The sequence below is a fragment of the Bradyrhizobium sp. CCGUVB1N3 genome, assembly GCF_024199925.1.
Classification (GTDB): domain Bacteria; phylum Pseudomonadota; class Alphaproteobacteria; order Rhizobiales; family Xanthobacteraceae; genus Bradyrhizobium.
Genome location: NZ_JANADR010000001.1, coordinates 6,821,429 through 6,840,966, shown reverse-complemented (window position 1 = coordinate 6,840,966; position 19,538 = coordinate 6,821,429). Strand labels below are relative to the sequence as shown.

Here is a 19,538-nt window from a genome sequence, read left to right as displayed (position 1 = left end):
AAAGAACTCCGGTAGAAGATAGCGCGAAATGATTACCCAACACGCGACGAGAGCGAAGCTTCCTCCAGCAGTGAACCCATAAACATAGATGCGAAATCCATATCGTTGCCAATAGCGATAATTCTGGATGAACAGGTACGAGCCAATAACGATCATTGCCATTGACCCTACGAGTTCGACTAACGAAGACACGGTCATAGAGATAATTTGAATGCTAATTGATAATGAAATTCGCTTCCTTGCATACCTAGTGCGGCATATACGGATTGAACGACCCAGGACCGACTACGCCCCAAGTACCTGCACCCGAACCGCTTCCGCCAGAAGATGCACCCGCTGAAGAGCCTGACGATGTTCTCGGTGCGGATGCGGAATTGCTGGAAGCTCTCGGCTGCTGCGGCGCAGAGCAAAGCGTGCCGCAAGCAGTGTGAGCGGAAGGGCTTCCACCGATTGTCATGCCAGGAAGACTAACAACCGGATTAGGATTATTTGGGTCGAAGCCCCGCGGGACTATTCCCGGAAAGATGGCATTCATGCACCAGTCGCCGCAATAATCCGCAAGCGTCACTGTTGCTGCAATCGAAACTCCGACGGTAAGTATCGCCTTCCCCCAAGGATTTTTGGGCGGCATGTTCGGAGGCTGAAAATCTGTACCACCCGCGTTGCCGCGCGCCAGTGTAGCGGCTTGGAAATACCCTGGAGTGCCATAGGGGTACGGGGCCTCCGCACTTAGGCGGCCCGCTAGATAAACAGCACCAAAGCCCGCTCCGACCACGAGCGCGGAGAGGCCCAAGGTTTGAGGGGTCAAGTACGCCCCTGCACCTGCGACAGCTGACGGCGCTCCTTGGAAAAGTATAGCACTAGCCCCAGCTCGCCCCGTCGGGTCGCTGTTCGTTATGGGGTTGTCGTTCGCGTAGCTATAGCTATTTAGGGTCTGCGGGTCGGTAAGCACTTGCTGCCGCGGGTCACCAAGGAAGACCGGGTCCTCACTTAGGAACTCTCCTTTACTGCCATCGTAGTACCTTGCCTGCAGATATGAGAGATTCGTCTCGGGGTCCGCGTACTGCCCGACGTATTGCTTCGCTTCGTTATATCCACTGAATTGCTGATTGATGCGGGTTGAACCGTACGGGTAAGCGTCGAGCACTTGGATAGGTGTGCCGCTCGCGTCGGTCACCACATTCGTACTGTTCAGGTGGTCAGGCAGGAAGTAGCGGGTTGTGGTGGCGTAGGTTGTGGTGCTTGTTCCTCCTCCGCTGCCGCCGCCTGTCGTGACCAGCGGCTTGAAGATGGCGAGGGCTGCAGCGTAGGAATCATTTGATGTGGTTGTGTACCAAGCAACCGAGCTTGACGCGTTTGCGATGACCTGGTCTTCAGTCGCGAGGCGTTCGTAGGTGTTGTTGTCGGTCTCCTGCTGGCGGATCGCGTAGCCGTTACCAGCCGTCCACGTATCGCCGCTCGTATTGCTCCATGCGACTGAGAAGAAGAGCGAGTTGCCTACCGTGGAGGCGGCAGCGTTGGTGTGGGGTTTGTTGGAGGTGCCGGTGAGGGTGCTGGATGCGACGAAGGGACTGGTGGAAGTCGCAATGCCTGAGTATTCGTGAATGGCGATGGTGCCGTCGACTGCGCCGGAAGAGACCTGGAAACTAGAGCCGCCGGTTACGTTTTTGGCGTAGTAGATGGCGGCATGGTCGGTGCCGTTTATGGCTTCCGCGGCTTTCGTATACGTGTTGCCTTTGTTGTCGGTGATCTGATTGGACGCGAGCGTTTGGTTGTAGGCAGTGATGCCGACGAGGACTAGGTTCCCGCTGGTTACTGCGCTTCCAAATGTTGCCGATGTCGCACCATGCGCAAGGGTGCTCTGCACAAGGGCGGGTGTCGATGTTGAAGTGCCACCTCCACCTCCTCCGCCGCTCCCCGTAGACGATGCGCTTCCGGCTTCTATCTCGGCAATGATGGTGTCGCCCATGTAGATGTAGTCAGTTGTCGTGGCCGACGTCTTCATCATGTATTTGTTCGGGTAGGTCGTCGTCGCATTCTGGAATACCTTGCGGACGCGTTGGTTCTGGTAGTCATACCCGTACGTCGACGTCGCTGCGCCATTACCGGCAGAGGTCACACGGTTACGATAGTCCCAAGCGTTCTTCTGCGAGCCAGCAGAAGTGAGGTTGCCATTATTATCGTACGTTTGTGTCACACCATTGATCGTCGTCGGCGCGTGCGGGTTTGCGTTGCCGGTGCCCGCATAGGTGTAGTTTCCAACATCGGACTTGTTAGTGAACCCGCCAATCAAGTTGTACGTGAATGTCTGTGAATACGGCGTGGTGCTCGCAATTGTGGTAGAAGCGGAGGTCATTCTGTTTACATCGTCGTAAGTGTAAAAGACGTCTCGCGCTCCATTGTGATTCGATTGATCATTGATTTGCGCAGGGTTTCCGTCGGCGTCGTACGTGTAGTACAGATCCTGAAGCGCTCCTGTGTTATTGGAATTGTGTTCCACGACGAGCGTCGGGTCTTCTGTGGTCCCCGCGAAATCGGCCGTTTGGATTTCGAAGTGTACTGAGGCAGGAATGCCCGGCACGGAAGGAGCGACATTTGCGGCGTCGTAGTTGGCATTTCGCATGCCGAGTTTCGTGACCGCACCTTTCTGAATCGCCGCAATACCTGCCGCGTTCAGGGAGTAATTGTTGTAGCCAGCCTCGTTCCATGTCGTGTCCAACTGCAATGTCGTACTGCTATATGCGGTCGTGCCGAATGTCTGGTAGTCGCTCGCCGTAAGTGCCGTGGTCGAGGCAGGACTTACGCCGTAGACGCTTATCGTTGCGTCTGTCATGAAGCCAGCAGTGCCTCCGCTCTCTAGCCCATATACGGAGAGCGTGGAGGATGATATGTAGTTGCCAATCGGAATTGGGGACGTATCGAACTCAAAGATCGCGCGATCGAGCTCGTTGCAGTTGGTGTTCGTGTTGTCGCATCGCGCATATACCAGGTATTGGTTCGATGTGCTGTCGTTAGCATCCGTTCCTGTCCCGGCTACTAGTGCCGACCATGTTTCGTTGCTTCCGCCATGGCACATTGAACATCGGCCGACAGACCCGTCCACCGACGACGTTTCAGGGTTGGCATCCGGGAAGAATGTTGATGTCGTGTTTCCGACTTTTCCGGCGACGATATTTTCCGGCCCGAATTTGAGGCCTTTGACGCTGATGATATGGTCGAGGGTCTGTAACAGCGCCTCTTTCGGGTCTTCGCGGAAGCGCTGCGTATCATTTTCCCCCGTCGTGGTGCTTGTATGCTGGCGAGCAATAGGTCCAGCAGCGTCTGGCACCAGGATCGGCGGATTGTAGATGAGGAAGCGTTCGATATCGACGCTACCGTCGGGCCCAAATCCCATTTGCCTTCCACTCGAATCCCATGCGCGAGCGAAGACAACGACGCCGCCCTTGATGTGGCCCATCGAGACGATCTGGATGTCGTAGTTGCCGTGCGTAAGGCGGGCCAGCGGGCCTACTTTCGCGAGCTCTTGACCTTTTACGTCGGCTCTTTGCTTTGCAGATTGACCGGTAAGCTTACTGAGGATGCTCGGCTGTGTAGTGGTGGATGTGGTTGCAATCAGAGTTACCGAAGCGCCGCCAGCAACTGCAATAGGCTCGGCCGTTACTTTCTGCAGTACGCGCGGCTGGATCGCAGCCGCAACCTTCGCTGTTACCTCCACTGCTTTAGTACCTGCAAGCGCCAGCGTGCCGAGAGGGTCTTGAGCGGCACCGAGTTGGCCTGTGCCGCCACTGCCTCCGCCGATCTGCGTGGTAGAGGCGACGGAATTAATGCGGATGAGCCGGTATAGATTGTTGCCGTCGTACGTCTTATTCGTCGTTACGCCGCTGCCGAAGAGAATGGATGTTGGTGCTCCGGTCGGGCTGTATTGGATAGAAATGACTGCATTTACGAACTTTGGCCCGCCTGGCGCTTTTCTCGCAATAGTGTAGAGAAGCGCGTTATTGTCGAACAGATATTTCACGAGTGAGCCGTCCGGATACGTCATGTCCGTGACATTTCCCTGTCGATCATACACATACGAGGTCGTGTACGAGATGGAGTCGATGGTCTTCTTTTCCGATGCTACCGCGCCGTCAGGGTTATAGGTCAGATTTGTTACAGCATCAGTCGTAGTTGCTGCGCACAATCTCCCCGCGCCGTCCTGGCAGGCATCATATGCGTACGATACTTCGGTCCCTGCAGAGCCCGTGTAGTCTTCCGTGAGAACGCGGTTTAAGGCGTCGTAGGTGTAATTGACTGTCTGGCTCTTGGCGTCGACCGTTTGCGTTACGTTGCTTGCAACATCGTACGTGCTCGTCGCGGTTCCAAACGAAGAGTCACCCGTGGCATGGAGGTCTTGCGCCGTAAGCTTGTTGCCGAGGCCATCGTAGGTGAAGTTGCGGACATTGCCGAGAGAGTCCGTAATTTTCGTCAGGTTCTTGTTGAGATCCCAAGCATATGTCGTGGTTGCTGTGGTCGTTGCAATGTGCTCAGCGACGGTAGCCAGATTTCCGTATGCATCTTTAGTGAAATCCTTCGTTTTCCCTCGTGGGTCTACGGTCGAGACCGTCCACGCGTTGTACGAGTTTGTCGTGCTTCCGACTGCGGTTGCGATATTCGTGACCCGCCGCAATGGGTCGTATGTGTAGGTGCTAAAGAGCGCAGCGCTCGTGGTCGCACTGCTTCGCGCAGCGCCCGTTGCAAAATATGGGAGTGATTCTCTGCGCAGCAGCCCTACATTGTTATACGACCAATCCTTGATGATGTAGTTGCTGTTCTGCGCCTGCCTTCGAGATTGTAATTTGCGGTTGAGGCCATCGAAGTACGTATACGCTACCGAGGACGTTGCAGCGTTTAGATAGTCGGTCTGAGTGATGCTCGTCGAGCCAGGTGTTGAACTGTCCGTGTAAGCGTACGTAGTTTTCGTCACCGTTGAGCCGCTGCTAGGGTCGGGAATGCTTGTCGTCGCTATTCGTCCCAGGCCATCGTATAGGGTTACATAGAGGCGGCGATTGGCGTCGAAGACGGTCTTTGTCTTCCCTGTCGAGTAGTCGTACGAATATCCTGTGGTCTGGAAAAGCGGATTGGTCGTCGTTGCCACATACAAGTTGTTGGTGTCGAGCGTAGAGGTCGAAAGGTTGCCTATCGGATCGCGCGACTGTGTCACCAGGCCGTAGGTGCCATCATATGCCTTGGTACTGGAGGCGTAAGTCGAGCTCGATATCCAATTCTCAGTCTTTGTCTCATTGCCTTTAGTGAGGCTTCCGAGCGAGAGGCCGTCGTACGTGTGGCGTGTCTCGCGTACTTTGTTTGAGCTCTGGTCGACTACCGTATCGTCATATGGCAGGCCGGTCGCCTGTGTGGTCGTGGAAACTGCATACAGGAATGTCTCCGTGCTCTTGTCCGAGCCGGTGTCGCTGAACGTCCCATCGGAGTTGCCAGTGACTTCGCCATAGCGAGTTATGGTCGTTACGTTTCCCGTACTCGTCGAGTACGCATAGTCTGTTGCGGTATCACGATGCGTTACTCCCGCGGAGTCGTAGTCCTGCGTTACCTGCCGCGCGAGGTTTACAAATGTGGTGTTCCCAACGAAGGTTGATGTCGCGTCCCAACGGCTGAACGTTTGCTTCACCAACTGATTGTTGGCGGCGCTCTGCACATCAATGCGGAACGGATGATTGATTTGTCCGTAGCCGTCGCTCTGTTCTCCGACTGACGTGCTAACGGAATTGCCCTGGTCGTAGTATGTCTTCGTGATCGTATTCGGGTCTGTTTCCGTGACGGTCAGGAACCCACCGAACTTTCGATTGCGGACGCCTTGGCTAAGGTACATCTGACCACCTGAATACGTGTAGTCCTTTCGATATGTGGTGCCCAAGCCGTCGCTCGTAGTGATGCTGGAGACCGTCAGGAGAGAAACAGGAAGTTCATTGTTGTTAGTGCCCTGCTGTGCGGTCTTTGAGTATGCGATCGTTGTCGTCCCGCCCTGCGGGTACGTAATGGAAGAGAGTACATCTTGCGCATTCTGGCCATTGCCGGTGAAGTTTGCATATTCGTTGTGACAAACGACGCCGCTCCAGGCTCCCCCAACGACCTGCGGCTGGGAAATTGGTGTCGGAAACGTATACAGCGTGCTGGTAGCCCAGCCCGTGCCAGCGTTCAGAAACACCCAGTTTAGAGTGCCGACCTCCGCTCGCGGCGCGAGATTGTTCGCGGGCTGGGTCATTTGATACGAGCGTACCACGTCGATCAGTCCGTCACCGTTGATGTCGACAAAGCGAATGCCGCGATCGTAAAACGTTGTGGCGTCATCGGGCGACTGATACAGCGTTGTCGTCCCGAGATCCCACGTGTGATCTGGACCACTGTCCCATCCAGTGCCGTTGTTCAGCTGGACCTGCGTTATGCCGTTTTGCGACGACACCCAATCATCGAGTCCGTCGCTATTGATATCGACAAGCTGCGAATTGTAGCCAGTCGGGGTCGGCCAAGGCATCGCTAGGGCTGGCGAGAAATTAGTAGATGAAGCACTAGTCCAAGCTGAGCCGTTTCCCAGGTAGGCGCCGGTCGATACGGAATCTACACGCTGCTCAAAGTCGGGCAAGCCGTCGCCGTTAACGTCGCCGAAAATGCCGAGTGTCGTGCGCGTACTGTCAGTGTTGAAGCTTGCAAATGCGGGAAGCACCCCGTTCCAACTCGTGCTCGCCTGCGCGACCCAGCTATACCCAGTCGATGTAGAATATGCATTCAAGAACAGCTGCTGAGTAGAACTAGCTACCATGATGGATTGCACCACGTCGGCTTTTCCGTCAGCATTCACATCGACAAAGCGCGTGCCGCGTTCGTCCGGCCTTGGTGCGTCGCAGCCGCTTTGGGTATCGCTCCAGAATTCAGGTGGAGTTACGCTCGCCGCTGAATTTGTATTGCCTTCTTGCCAAACCGTGCCAGTGAGCGTTGGCGGGGCTCCGCCATTCGATACAAATGCCGTAACGTCATTGATGCTGTTGCCGTTTACATCAGCAATCACGTGCCCGGAAGCTGCGCCGGATCCAAGACCTGCAACCGGCCAGACAAACGCCGTCGTGCTCGAAATATAGCCGAAAGTTATCGCCGGATATGAGACCTGATTCTGATGATTGGCGTCGTATCCGTTTTCTTGCACGCTTGAGAGGAGTGAGCGGTTGCCGTTGTTTCCTGTCGTATATGACAAGTTATATTCACGGACGACATTTCCGTTTACGGCCGCGGTGATCTGCGAGATGCGGTGATTGGTGGTAGCCTTGAAGCCCGGCAAATAGTTCGTGTAGGCGTCAGATCGTGTTGAGGTCGCGAATGTTACGGTGAAGACACCGTCTGTCGAACCATTTCCGGTGTATAAGATTTTCAGCGGATATATTTGCCCGCTATCCTTCGCGTAAACGTACCGTACGTAGTTGTTGTTGGTGTCGCGGATTTCTTGCAACATCCAGGTATATATCTTGGTCGAACTCGCAGACGCATTCTGCTGAGCGTTATCGCTTGCGCCGAAAGTGTACCGCGTGCCGCTCTTGTCATACATCGTCCACACATTGTTGACGAACGAGTACGCATTGAAGTGCCCATCATCGACCTTCGCACCAAACGCGGTTGTCGTCGTTGAGGTGGTCGCTAGTTCTCCGTCGATGGACGAAGTGAAGTATTGCGTGTTGTAGAGATCTTGCGAACCAGTCTTGTTGAGCCGCTTGATGTATGGAATGGTAACCGTCCAGCCATACCCGACGATGCTGTCTTCTGTTCGTTGGCTGTTGTACTGAAGTGACAGGTCTGGCTGCAGGCCATTGCGGCCTGGCGGGACGTCAATGGCGATATTCTGGATGAGCGCTCCCGACTGTCCATCCGCCTTGGGTCGCGTATTTTGCAAGGTGAAGAGTGATGGCTCAGGTGAGGTTGGATCTCCACCACCAAAGCTGCTCGATAGCGACTGCGTACTGGCGTTGGTAGTCTGCGATGAATCTGTAGTCTCGGTTGATTTTGCGTCAGTCGGTGAGGCTACTTGAGAGCCGCTACCCGCGGAAGATGCCGCGGAATCACTCTCAGCATTGGATGAAATCGAATCGACACCTGGGATCGATAGAGCTGGCGGCGGTGTCGTCGGGTCGGCTGTTTGAGTAGTTGCTCCGGTATCTGTCGCTACGGTATCCGTGCCGGCCTCTTGAGCGAGCGCAGTGCTTACTGGAGCAAGGGCAAATGAGATCGCGAGCGCAGCCGCAACGAACCTCTTGAGTGCGAGTAGCCGAACGTTCCAAAGTGTTTGCCCCAGCTCCATACGGTTTGGAAATTTAGATTGCTATGCCCGCAAGTGTACGCGAGCTAAAATCTGTCAAGCCGCAAAACGAACGCGTTTTTCGCGAGAAAAATGTTCAGAAAAGTTGACAGACCTAGAAACTGTTTCCGGAAAGCACCATCTCGGCTATCCGAGATAGTTTGCTTTCATGAAGCAAACATTTGAGTTCTCGGCTATCCGAGATGACAAAACTCAAGAAATTCTCAAGATGCGCGCGCGCACGGTCGTCAAGAAAAGTTATCCACAGTTGCATTAAAAAGCGATACACCACAGAAATTGTTGGGACGCAACGATCTGCGTCGAGTCTGTTGATCGCAATGGGGAGAGCATCATGCCGTGGCAGGAACTACCGGAAGCACCCAAGAGCGTTCTAGACGCGCTAAAGGGCAAGGCACGCATCCTAGTAGACGAGAACGTCGGTGCGGATGTTGCCCAATTTCTGAGAGACCAAGGCTGCAATGTGGAGTTTGCGGGTGATGTCGGGCTAGCTGGGAAAGATGATGCGGAGATCGCCGCGTACGCATGGCGAGAGAAAAGAATGATATGGACGCACGATAGTGATTTCTTGGACGACACGCTGCTTCCAGAGCATCGAAATCCAGGAGTTGTTGTGCTCCCCGGGGCTAACGGCGATCTGCAGTCAACGGTGGGAGGACTGCGGACAGCGCTGACAGTATTCGGACATGGGAGCCAAATCTGGTCAAAGACCAAGTCGACCGTGAGTCCCGACGGCGAAATGACTATTCGCCGCCGCAACGCGAGCGGCCAAGTAACGACCGAGCGATATAGATTGACGAAAGACGGCGCCGAGCAATGGGAAGAATAGCGCGAGAAACTTTCGGGATGTTGGAGCGGGCGATGGGAATCGAACCCACGTAACTAGCTTGGGAAGCTAGTGTTCTACCATTGAACTACGCCCGCAATCCTTTGCGATTGCTTAGTTTTTTCGACCCAACCAAATTGGCTTGGCACGATTTTGGCACGGCGGCGAGGGCCGTACACCAGATAGTTAGAGCAAACCAAGTGACATTTTGCAATCTCGGCCGTGGCCCAGCCGCCAACCAATAGGAGCCGCAAGGGAAAGCAGAAAAAATACCCGCCTCAAAGGAGCCTTCCCGTTGTTCAGATCAATCGCACGAGTGGGCGATTGCCGACGCGCCTCATTCTCGTCCTTGAACTCTTGACGTGCTGCGCCGCGGTAGTCGCCACCCCCGCGCTGTAGGCAACGATTTCACGCCTCGATCATCGACAGACGCACTTGCAAGTTGGGATCGGCTCGCTAAGGTTGAGCCCCTGAAGCTTCGCGGCGGGGGCGCGAAAGGTCTAGATTTTGAAGTGAGCATTTTTCGTCAGCGCTATGTGAGCTGGTCTTTGCAATAGACGACGGTGGTCTCTTTTCCTCTCCGCGGAATCGGAGACAATTGGCGGGGCGTGTGCCACTGATCTTCGGAGACCACCACGAGAGGCCTGGTTCTAGGCGCACCAGCGAGCGCATCCACCCGACGACTATTGCTCCCGCATACGAGATTCTATTCCGGAGAGGCCACGGCACCGATACCGCTCGATGGGTCTCCGAAATTTCGAAGGGGGGACCGCAATGCAGGTGTATCTTCGAGCAGCCGTTGTTCTGTCGTTATCCACGCCATTGATCAATTGCGGGTCTGTCGTACCGAGCCTGCAGGAATTTCCAGGAGGCCCGGCCGAAGGCCAAGTTTTGGTTCATGACATTGTAAGCAACGTCAACTGTGAAGTTCAGCAAGCCGTGTGGGCTCTGTACAAAAATCGCAAGCACACTCTGCTCGACAACTGGGGAGTCCAAATTGCACTGAGTCTCCAAGTATCGGAGAAGGGCACAGTCAACCCGACCGTTGCCTGGCTGCCGCCCAGCCCAGCAACCGCCGTGTTTAACCTCAATGCAGGGCTTAGTGCATCATCGGAGGCGACGAGAGTCGACAAGCTGAATTCGTTTTTCACCGTTCAAGAACTCTTGAAATATCGAATTTGTGTTGAGCGCACCAATGGCCCCATGTTGCTTCAAAGTGACCTAAAACTGAAAGAATGGCTCTTCGATGTTTTAGATGTCGGTGTAACAGGCCAAGTGAACTACAAGCGTGACACCCCGAAGAGCACATTTGGAAACGATGTTTTATCTCACGAGGTTAAGTTCGAAGTCATAACTGATGGCAACCTAACTCCTGGCTGGAAGCTAACAAATGTCTCCGTCAATCAAGACGCGTCATTGTTGTCTGCAAATCGAGGTCGAATACACGATTTGACGATTACGTTTGGTCCGACAGACGAAGTACTGGTTGTCGAAAGAGACGCGAGTGGCAGAGCTATCACGAGAGCCGTCGCAAGGCCGTCACAAGCAGCATTGAATTCTCACCTTGCCTCGCAGATCGGCCTTGCTGTTGCAAACAACATCAAAACTAACCTTCGCTAGGGGAGAGATGGATGGCCAAGAAAAGAGCGCGAAAGACGAAGACTGTAAAGAAAGCCGCAAAGGCAGCGGCAAAGAAACCGAGAGCTGTCCCGATACCACGCTACGCATGCACGCGGACAGCGGACGAAACGAAGTGTATTCGTTACGAATATAATCCGGAAACTCGTCAGTATGATCGCAATCGCACCATCGTCTCTTGCGAGACCTGTACTAACTTTTTGGATTGATCCATCTGCTCTTCTTTCCGCGTCTTCTTGATCGTTCATAGTTTTCCGATAATGCCAATTGTGAGAACCGCATCACGGCCGTTGGCGACAAGAAATTTACATTGGACAACGCCGAGAGCGCGCCCGACATTCGCGCCGCGATGCTCGGATTGCATTGGTAACCGAGCTGCCAGCCTCGCCAGTCGTCTCGACCGTGAGAACAGATAACGAACACGCACAGGCCGAGTCAAACGGGCGGGTAGACGGTTTTTGCGCAATGTATGATTGTAACCCCCACCAGTAGTGGGGGAATTTGGTGGCTGACAGTGAGCAGAACCGAGAGCGGTTCCAGGTCGCCTACGTCGGCGACGATGACAACAACTACAGCATGGATGTGGAGGCTTTGGCTCCGGCGCTCCTGGCGTTCGGCCAACTCCTCCGCGCCGCCAATACCGAGTTCAATCAGAACCGAGCAACCATGAAGGTGCTCGTTGATTCAAAGTTCGAGCACAAGTGCTTCCTTATAAATTTCGAGACGCTTCAAACCATCCTCGATACGGTCAAAGACTTTCTGAACGACGAGGGCGTTAAGCACGCGGCCGATGTTCTGCAGAAGGTCGGCGTCACCGCCGGCACAACGGCGGCAGGGCTGTTTGGCTATCTCAAATGGCGCAATGGTCGGAAGGTCGAATCAGCCCAAGAGGTGAAGGAATCGCCTGGTGCAGTCGTTATCAAGGTCGAAGGCGATAACAACACCTTCCAAATCGGCAGCGACGTTTTCCGGCTCTCAAAAAATCCCGAGGTCTTGGAAGCTGTCGAGGGCACGTTGACGCCTATCGAGCACAAGGAAGCCAAAGCGATTGAGTTTCGGAAGGATGACAAGCCGCTCGTCACCTTTAAAGAGAACGATGTCAAAGCGATTGTTGCTTCGTGTGAAGACCCTGGCGGCGTCGAGTTCGTCGAGGAAGACGAAGAAGAGCCAAAGGTCGTAACTGCCGTTTTGTATTCTCATGGACCGGTGTTCGAGCCCAAGGCGCCTAACTGGCGCTTCCTGTATCGGAAAAAACCGATCTACGCCGACATCAGGCAAACGAACATCGCAAAGGAAGCGGTGAAGCGCGGCGCCTCGTTCATGAACGACCGCTACAAAGTGAAAATGGAAGTCACGCCGCCAAACGATGAACACCTCGAGACTCACTACAAGATCATCGAGGTATTGGACTTCACGCCCGCTGAACAGCAGATCAGCATGAAGCTCAGGGCGGGGAAGAAAAAGCCCGTGAAGAAACGAACTGCCAAATGAAAAAGCCTCCCCTTGCGGAGAGGCCCCATCATTAGCCGCGCGATAATCGGCAGGGGGAAGCGATGAAGGCTGACGATCCACGCTTGATTCAAGCGCATAAGGAGATGACGGAGCGCATCGAGAAGTACGAGGAGCGCATCGTCACTGTCTTGAAGGCCCACCTCGGGGCAGAGCAGGTCTTGAACGATCTGCGTCCCGTCGATGGAAGAAACGTAGCTTCGCAAGCAAGATAGACATCGGTGAAAAGCTGCTGATTGACGAGCTTCACCCGCATGTCTGGACAATCCTACGGGCGGGCAACGATCTCAGAAACGCCGTCGCTCATGGACACAAGGAAGGCGTTATAGCGGCCAAAATGTGAGCTCCGCAACGCCTATCGGGATTCTCTAATCCCTGAACGAAAAGGCGACGCAGACAAGCTGACTGAAACACAGCTCGTGGTCGTCGCGTTTTCTATGGCGAGCAGCTTCTTGGTCGTTGCCAAAGACCGACTAGAAAAGAAAAAGAAAGCCTAGTCTTTGTGTTTGGTAAACAACCCACGGGGCAATGATTTCAGCACCTTCGCGACCGTCTCGCCACCAATAAGCGAGCCGGCGATAGCTAAGGCTGTCGCGCTGTCAGCACCGATGGTGTGCAGCAGCCCAGTGGCTCCGATGAAAAACGCACTGTTCGATGCGCTGCTATAAATCGTGTCGTGGTTCTTGTTCCACCACTTACCAATAGAATCCTTGAAGGCGTGAACGATCTCGACGATCTCTTTCTCCTTCACCTCGTTCTTTTTGAACTGCTGAACCGCGGCCTTTATGCGCTCTAACTCGGCGTGAATTTCCTCGAACTGCGTAATTGAAGCGTCCAACTTCTTGATCGCGTCGGGATCGTTCGGCCGCTCGTCTCGGAGCTTGGCAATCTTGTCTTCGATTTGGAGTTTCAACGCCTCGATGGCGAGGAGGATCGATTTCTCGTCGGCCTCGATGGCTTTGCCGATTTTGGTCTTAGCCTTCCCGCCGCCTCGGGGCTTCGGATTGAGGCGGTTGAGCATCCGCTCAAGCTCTTTGATGGTGAAAAATCGAACGTTCGGATAGCGCTCGGTTTGAATACGGGGCGACTCGGGCAGCGAGAGGTTCGATACGAGCCAGTATTCGTCAACATCCTGGACCTTCCGCGACCGCGCATAGGCGATAGTGCCGGAGAATTTCTCCGGGAGGTCCCGTGCATTCCTCGTCAATGCAATCTCGACGACAAACCGCCGGTAACGGCCTAACTCCTGGCGCGTGAGGACCAGGTCCCAGCGCGGGCGGTCACCGAGATCCATTTCACGCTGGATTTCAAACTTCGCAGCTTCAAACAACTTCGTTAAATGCTCGACAGTTTCCTTCTCGCCGGCATCGTATGCAGGCACAGCCTTCCTAGCCATTCCCCGGCCCTCCCAATTCGGGAGCATACCCGCAAAACGGGTGATTGCGTCACGGGCTATCTGGCTAATGGCTGTCAAAATGTCGGCCTAGCCCGCTGCTCGGCATAATCGGCAGGCGTATAGGCGTAGCCGTCTACTTTCCGCTGATCCGGCAGATGCTCCAGGGCGAGCAGTGCCAGCTCCACCATCCGTGGAAGTTTCTCGGTCGATTTCTCCCAAGTGATGATCGTCTGCCGGGAGCCGAGTCCCAGCGCCATCCGCAGCGCGTCCTGGGTGAAGCGGTTGCGCCTGCGCCAGTCAGGAAGATCAGTACCGAGCATGGGAGCGCTCCGGCATGTCCAAAAACTGTACGTCCAGTGACTGGACATTTTCGCTTTGATTCGTCATCAAGAACCTCAAAACTGCTAGGAAAACCGGACTTGGGCAGAATGAGGATAGCGCGACATCCTTAATATTCGGCTAAGTGCTGTCGGGAAAATTAGCGGCTCATGGACGCTCTCATGATGGCGACCGGAGGGAGCTGTTCGAGAGTGTTCTTGAGGCGTGTGGGTTGAGCGAGCGGAGCGAGTTCCGTTTCGGGCCGTCCTTTATGTCCATTTCCGCAGTCGCCGATCAGTGTCTTTGCTATTGGAAACGAAGCCGAGACATTAGCAGCGACGCCCTTTATGGCGGATTGTGCAGCGGCCCCATTCACGACGAACACACCATTGGTGGTGTACATCAGCGTGGCCGCAGCTCACGCAGTCAGGCGTGATAATCCGAGCGTAAGCTGCTCGTCTTCCCGTTTGATGTGCTCCACAGTATCCCTGGCCGAGACGGCGTCTCGCGCCAAGCGCTTTGGCGCCTCTGCCCTCACGCTTGTTAACGCCTTGGCAAGAATCCAGGTGCGCCGGATTGTGGCGGTGTTATGATCTTCGTCCGGGCTAAGGACGTGCATGAGTGGGGCGTGCACATGGTGGGGCGGTCTTACCTGATATTCGATACGGCGATCGGCCGCTGCGGCATCGTCTGGAGCGGCGCCGGGATCGTGGCCGTGCAATTGCCGGAGGCGCGGGAGCTCGACACCCGCCGCCGGATTTTTCAGGTCCATCCCGAGGCGCGCGAGCAGCGGCCGTCCGGCAATACCGAGCTTGCGATCGAGGCCGTCGCGGCCTTTCTGCATGGCGAGGCCGCCGATCTCCCCGACATCAGCCTCGACATGAGCGGCGTGCCCGGATTCAACCGGCGTGTCTACGACTTCGCCCGCGCCATTCCGCGCGGGGAGACCCGCACCTATGGCGAGATTGCCAAGGCGCTGGGCGCCTCAGGTGCCTCGCATTCGGTGGCGCAGGCGATCGGCAAAAATCCCTTCATGATCATCGTGCCCTGCCATCGCGTGCTCGAGGTCGGGAACTACGCCGACCGGATCTCGCCCTATGGCGGGGTGATCTCGAAACGCCGGCTGCTCTCGCTCGAGGGCGCCCATCCGGTCGCCAGCAAGACGCTGTTCGAGGTGCTGCTGCCCGTTGCCCCGCCGCGCGCGAGCTAAAGCGCGAGGGTACTCGCGCTTTAGCCTTCTTTTTTTTGGGCATGATCTTATCGGAAAACCGCTAACACTTTTCCGGATCATGCCTAGATACGTGGGATGGAAGCGACCACGCTGAAGACGACGCCTTCGATGACGGTGTCGCGGTTTCGCTGCGATGCGGGACCGGACGACAAGCCGTTTGCCGAATACCGCACCGGCCATTCGCTCGCTTATGTCCGCGAAGGCAGCTTCGGCTGCCGTTGCCGGGCCGGCTTCTTCGAGCTGGTGGCGGGCTCGGTGCTGGTCGGCCATCCCGGCGAGGAATACACCTGCACACACGAACACGTCAGCGGCGACGAGTGCCTGTCGTTCTTCATCGGCGAGGACCTCGTCGAGGCGCTGGGCGGACGGCGCGAAGTCTGGCAGGTCGGCGCCACGCCGCCGCTGCCCGAGTTGATGGTGCTGGGCGAGCTGGCCCAGACGGCAGCAGATGGCAACAGCGATCTGGGCATCGACGAGATCGGCCAGATTTTTGCGGGCCGCTTTGTCGAGGTGGTCTCGGGCAAGGTGCGCAAACAGGTCGCGCCGACGGCGCGCGACCGCCGCCGCGCGGTGGAGAGCGCGCTGTGGATCGACAAGAATTCAGCAAAGGATATCGACCTCGACGACGCCGCGCGGCAGGCGGGCCTTAGCCCGTTCCACTTCCTGCGCCTGTTCAGCGGCGTGCTCGGCGCCACCCCGCATCAATATCTCGTGCGCTCGCGGCTCCGTCACGCGGCGCGCCTCTTGAGCGATGACGACATCGCGGTCACCGACATCGCCTATGACGTCGGTTTCGGCGACCTCTCCAACTTCGTCCGCACCTTCCATCGCGCCGCCGGTGTATCGCCGACGAAGTTTCGCCAGGCCGCGCGCGGGATGCGCAAGATTTTCCAAGAGCAGCTTGCCCTCAACTGAGTAGGGTCGTCTCCGACAGCGCGCCGCCACGCGTGCGCTTTTGGAATGGAGACGATCATGTATGACCACATCGGATTGCGCGTTGCCGACCTCGACGCCAGCATGCGGTTCTATACCGCGGTGCTCAGCCCCCTCGGCTATGTGCTGTGCTCGAGCGGCGACGGTTATGCCGGCTTCGGGCCCAAGGGCGAGCCGGCGCTCTGGCTGCATCTGAACAAGGGACGCAAGGCCGACGGCGCTCATATCGCCTTCCGCGCCAAGGACCATGACGGCGTGAAGAAATTCCACAGCGAAGGCCTGAAGTCCGGCGGACGCGACAATGGCGGCGCGGGTCCGCGCAAGGACTACAGCCCGACCTACTACGCGGCGTTCCTGATCGACCCCGACGGCAACAATGTCGAAGCGGTTTGCACGTGAGGTCGTGACGAACGCGCGCTCCACATACTCCGTCATTCCGGGGCGGTGCGCAGCACCAGACCCGGAATCTCGAGATTCCACAATGCGCAATTGCGCATTGGGGTTCGCGCTTCGCGCGCCCCGGAATGACTCCCTCATAGGACACCCCTCATGGCCTCCATTCACAACGACATTCCTCTCAACGCCCCCGCTCACAAAGTGTGGGAAGCGGTGCGCGATTTCGGTGCCTTGCACGAGCGTCTCGTGCCGGGCTTCGTCACGGCGTGCCAGCTCAACGGCGATGCGCGCATCGTGACCTTCTCCAATGGCTCGGTGGCGCGCGAGGTGCTGGTCGATTGCGACGAGGCGCGGCAGCGGCTGGTCTATGCGATCAACAACGAGCGGCTGAAGCATTACAGCGCCTCGGTTCAGGTGATCGCCGACGGCGAGGCGAAATGCCGGCTGGTCTGGACCATCGACATGCTGCCGAACGAGCTCGCTGCTTACGTCCAGGGGCAGACGAAAGAGGCGGTGCACGCCATGAATAGGGCATTCCCGGGCTAAAGCGCGATGGCCTAGGCTGAAGTGTTATCGCGCTTTAGCCTTTTTTGTTTGCGCACGATCTTTCGGAAAACCGCTGCGCACTTTTCCGGATCGTGCTTTGGCGGTTCCTCTGTGACGATTTTCACAGAGCCCTGCCCGCGCCGGCTCTAACCATGGCCCCATGCGTCCGTTTGGCTCCGCCTCGCCGCGGCGCCACGGATGCAGGGAGCAAGCCAAGGGAGCTAGCCATGAGAGGTGCTGACAAGGTGATCTGCCAGGCGGCCGCGGTGCTGCTGCTGTTTTCCATCACGAGCGCGCCGGCCCGCGCGCAGATCGCAGGTCTCGGTGGCGGCGGAGGGGCCGGCGGTCAAGACATGATGACCCAGATGGCGCCGATGCTGGAGATGATGAAGGCGAGGATGGGCAAGCGCCGCTTTGCCATGCTGATGCAGACCATGGGCCCGATGATGAGCCGCATGATGGAGAACGGCAGCCTTGGTGGCATGATGGGCGGTGGCGGTTTTGGAAGTGGTGGCCTTGCTACTGGTAGCCTTGGTGGCGCCGATTTCGGCGGCGGCTATGGCGGCTACGCGCCGATGGGCAGCATGGGCATGGGCGGCGGCGACATCATGGGCATGCTCGGCGGTTCGGGCGGCGGCGACATGATGGCGATGATCCCGCAACTGATGCGGCTCGCGAATATGGGCGGCGGTGGCGGCCATCGCCGCCACAGGCATCACTAATCCGCGACTCTCGACAGAGCGGGCGGGATGTCCGGCTGCGTCTTGCGCGGTCCCCAGCGCGTCAGCACGACGCTGGAGCAGGACAGCGTTCCAAGCACGACCATCGAGCTTGCCGCAAGCCAGAAGAAGCTCTGCGCGGTCGCTTCATGCGTCGACAGCCACCAGCCGCAGACCGCGATGAACACGAGCCGCGCGGTCTGTGCCAGCACCGGCCCCAGCACCTTGGCCGCGCCTTGAGATGAAAAATACATCGCCGTGGCGAGGCCCATGAAGGCGTAGAACGGCGCGACGGTGGACAGATATTGATGGCTGGTCGCACGCACGGTCGCGCTGTCGGTAAAGATATTGACCCAGAGATCGGGGAAGATGGCGACGAGGCTCGCGGGCGTGCCGACGGCGAGAAACGCGGCCACGCCGGCCGTCCAGGCAATGCGGCGCGCGCGGGCGATCTTGCCAGCGCCGATCGCCATGCCGACCATCGGCACCGAGGCAATGCCAAACGCGAACGCGATCGAGATCAGCAAAAATTCGAGCCGCGCGCCGACGCCGTAGCCGGCGAGGATCGCGGTGCCGAATTTCGCCAGCATGTGGGTGAGGATCGAGATGGTCAGCACCGATTGCAGCGGCGAAAAGCAGGCGATCGCACCCACTTTCAGGATGTCGAAGAACATCGCCCACTGGACCTTCAAGCCGGCCAGCTTGGGCACGACGCGGGCGCGGCCGGAAAACAGGTACCAGCTCATCACGCCGATGTTGATCGTGTAGGCGGTCAGTGCGCCGGCGGCGACGCCGCGCATGCCGAATTGCGGGATCGGCCCAAGCCCGAGACCCAACGTGCCGCCCAAAATGATCTGGCACACCGCCGAATTGAGCATCAACAGCGACGGCAGCTTCATGTTGCCGGTGCCGCGCAGCACGCCGGCCAGGGTATTGAGCAGCCAGGCCAGCACCGCGCCGCCGAAGAACACCTGCGTGTAGGCGATCGCCTGCGCCAGCACGTTGCCGCGGCCGCCGAGCAGTTCGAGCAGATGCGGCCCGAAGATCAGCATGCCCAGCATGAAGACGAGGCCGAAGGTGATGCCGATCAGGAGCGCATGCGCGGCAAGCGTTCCGGCGCGCTCGCGGTCGCCCGCACCCAGCGCGCGCGCGATCGAGGAAGCCACAGCGCCGCCCATGGCGCCGCCGGACATCGTCATCATCAGGATCACGCACGGAAAAACCAGCGCCATCGCGGCGAGCGATTCCACCCCTAAGCGTCCGATATAGGAGGTTTCCGCGATGACCACGCAGGTGCCCGCGGACAGTCCGATCACGTTCGGCCAGGCGAGGCTGAGCAGCGTGCGCAGGATCGGCCCGTCGACCAGCGCGCTGCGAGGCGCACCAGGCCTCGCCGGCCGCGATGGCGGCGGCTCGGGACGCTCCTCCTCATCGACCGGAAGCTCGGCGACGCCGACGTCGGACATTTCCTCTCCGAAAAGCTCTTTGCAGCGCTACGGCGATTTGACCGCGGCGTCTTGCGAAAATGATCGCGTTCACCGCCAATTGACCGGATTCAACCCATGAACGAACGCGATGAATGGCCCGTGTTAGCACGCCACGCGCCAATTCCACCTGCGTCCGGCGCACAGGCCCCCTGCGGCAGTGCATTTCGGCACATGGAAGGTACT

Annotated in this window: 13 protein-coding genes and 1 tRNA gene; 9 read left to right on the top strand and 5 right to left on the bottom strand. The window is 57.3% G+C overall.

The features are described from left to right. Window positions 1-247: 247 nt before the first annotated feature. Complete coding sequence (locus NLM33_RS32520; RefSeq protein ID WP_254102380.1) at window positions 248-8,341, bottom strand: RHS repeat-associated core domain-containing protein; 8,094 nt, start codon at window positions 8,339-8,341, stop codon at window positions 248-250. 349 nt (window positions 8,342-8,690) lie between these two features. Here NLM33_RS32520 and NLM33_RS32515 point away from each other — a divergent pair, with 349 nt between their 5' ends. Next, entirely contained in the window at window positions 8,691-9,185 is a 495-nt protein-coding gene (locus NLM33_RS32515; RefSeq protein ID WP_254102378.1) for a DUF5615 family PIN-like protein, read from the top strand. Window positions 9,186-9,206: 21 nt separating this feature from the next. On the opposite strand, the gene NLM33_RS32510 is transcribed toward NLM33_RS32515, so the two are convergent. After that, window positions 9,207-9,280: transfer RNA gene (locus NLM33_RS32510), tRNA-Gly, on the bottom strand. A 676-nt stretch (window positions 9,281-9,956) separates the two neighbouring features. On the opposite strand from NLM33_RS32510, the gene NLM33_RS32505 reads away from it, so the two are divergent. From NLM33_RS32505 to NLM33_RS32495, 3 genes are all read left to right on the top strand, one after another. Next, window positions 9,957-10,802, top strand: coding sequence for a hypothetical protein (locus NLM33_RS32505; protein WP_254102377.1), 846 nt, complete (start codon window positions 9,957-9,959; stop codon window positions 10,800-10,802). Between the two features lie 522 nt (window positions 10,803-11,324). Continuing rightward, the gene (locus NLM33_RS32500) at window positions 11,325-12,311 is read left to right on the top strand and encodes a hypothetical protein (RefSeq protein WP_254102375.1); all 987 of its coding nucleotides are present in this window, start codon (window positions 11,325-11,327) and stop codon (window positions 12,309-12,311) included. A gap of 62 nt (window positions 12,312-12,373) precedes the next feature. Then, complete coding sequence (locus NLM33_RS32495) at window positions 12,374-12,544, top strand: hypothetical protein (RefSeq protein ID WP_254102373.1); 171 nt, start codon at window positions 12,374-12,376, stop codon at window positions 12,542-12,544. 278 nt (window positions 12,545-12,822) lie between these two features. Here the strand turns inward: NLM33_RS32495 and NLM33_RS32490 are convergent, their stop codons facing one another. Together NLM33_RS32490 and NLM33_RS32485 are read right to left on the bottom strand one after the other, a co-directional pair. Then, complete coding sequence (locus NLM33_RS32490) at window positions 12,823-13,725, bottom strand: Uma2 family endonuclease (RefSeq protein ID WP_254102371.1); 903 nt, start codon at window positions 13,723-13,725, stop codon at window positions 12,823-12,825. A gap of 74 nt (window positions 13,726-13,799) precedes the next feature. Then, window positions 13,800-14,045, bottom strand: coding sequence for a hypothetical protein (locus tag NLM33_RS32485; RefSeq protein WP_254102369.1), 246 nt, complete (start codon window positions 14,043-14,045; stop codon window positions 13,800-13,802). Between the two features lie 632 nt (window positions 14,046-14,677). On the opposite strand from NLM33_RS32485, the gene NLM33_RS32480 reads away from it, so the two are divergent. From NLM33_RS32480 to NLM33_RS32460, 5 genes are all read left to right on the top strand, one after another. Further along, window positions 14,678-15,253, top strand: coding sequence for a methylated-DNA--[protein]-cysteine S-methyltransferase (locus NLM33_RS32480; protein ID WP_254106011.1), 576 nt, complete (start codon window positions 14,678-14,680; stop codon window positions 15,251-15,253). Window positions 15,254-15,349: 96 nt separating this feature from the next. Continuing rightward, on the top strand, window positions 15,350-16,189 hold the full coding sequence (locus tag NLM33_RS32475; protein WP_254102367.1) for an AraC family transcriptional regulator: 840 nt from the start codon (window positions 15,350-15,352) through the stop codon (window positions 16,187-16,189). Between the two features lie 57 nt (window positions 16,190-16,246). Continuing rightward, window positions 16,247-16,606 carry a VOC family protein gene (locus NLM33_RS32470; protein WP_254102364.1) on the top strand — a complete coding sequence of 120 codons (360 nt, stop codon included), beginning with the start codon at window positions 16,247-16,249 and terminating at the stop codon, window positions 16,604-16,606. 150 nt (window positions 16,607-16,756) lie between these two features. Then, window positions 16,757-17,149 (top strand): SRPBCC family protein, encoded by a 393-nt coding sequence (locus NLM33_RS32465; RefSeq protein WP_254102362.1) that lies wholly within the window; start codon window positions 16,757-16,759, stop codon window positions 17,147-17,149. Window positions 17,150-17,376: 227 nt separating this feature from the next. Then, window positions 17,377-17,871, top strand: coding sequence for a hypothetical protein (locus NLM33_RS32460; RefSeq protein ID WP_254102360.1), 495 nt, complete (start codon window positions 17,377-17,379; stop codon window positions 17,869-17,871). Here NLM33_RS32460 and NLM33_RS32455 read toward each other — a convergent pair. Continuing rightward, window positions 17,868-19,334, bottom strand: coding sequence for an MATE family efflux transporter (locus NLM33_RS32455; RefSeq protein WP_254102358.1), 1,467 nt, complete (start codon window positions 19,332-19,334; stop codon window positions 17,868-17,870). The genes NLM33_RS32460 and NLM33_RS32455 overlap by 4 nt on opposite strands. Window positions 19,335-19,538 lie beyond the last annotated feature (204 nt).

Bases quoted from the DNA above. Each gene is read 5' to 3' on its own strand.
- NLM33_RS32515 (WP_254102378.1), top strand. From the start codon at position 8,691: ATGCCGTGGCAGGAACTACCGGAAGCACCCAAGAGCGTTCTAGACGCG.
- NLM33_RS32490 (WP_254102371.1), bottom strand. From the start codon at position 13,725: ATGGCTAGGAAGGCTGTGCCTGCATACGATGCCGGCGAGAAGGAAACT.
- NLM33_RS32495 (WP_254102373.1), top strand. From the start codon at position 12,374: ATGAAGGCTGACGATCCACGCTTGATTCAAGCGCATAAGGAGATGACG.
- NLM33_RS32485 (WP_254102369.1), bottom strand. From the start codon at position 14,045: ATGCTCGGTACTGATCTTCCTGACTGGCGCAGGCGCAACCGCTTCACC.
- NLM33_RS32505 (WP_254102377.1), top strand. From the start codon at position 9,957: ATGCAGGTGTATCTTCGAGCAGCCGTTGTTCTGTCGTTATCCACGCCA.
- NLM33_RS32470 (WP_254102364.1), top strand. From the start codon at position 16,247: ATGTATGACCACATCGGATTGCGCGTTGCCGACCTCGACGCCAGCATG.
- NLM33_RS32455 (WP_254102358.1), bottom strand. From the start codon at position 19,334: ATGTCCGACGTCGGCGTCGCCGAGCTTCCGGTCGATGAGGAGGAGCGT.
- NLM33_RS32480 (WP_254106011.1), top strand. From the start codon at position 14,678: ATGGTGGGGCGGTCTTACCTGATATTCGATACGGCGATCGGCCGCTGC.
- NLM33_RS32475 (WP_254102367.1), top strand. From the start codon at position 15,350: ATGGAAGCGACCACGCTGAAGACGACGCCTTCGATGACGGTGTCGCGG.
- NLM33_RS32465 (WP_254102362.1), top strand. From the start codon at position 16,757: ATGGCCTCCATTCACAACGACATTCCTCTCAACGCCCCCGCTCACAAA.
- NLM33_RS32460 (WP_254102360.1), top strand. From the start codon at position 17,377: ATGAGAGGTGCTGACAAGGTGATCTGCCAGGCGGCCGCGGTGCTGCTG.
- NLM33_RS32520 (WP_254102380.1), bottom strand. From the start codon at position 8,341: ATGGAGCTGGGGCAAACACTTTGGAACGTTCGGCTACTCGCACTCAAG.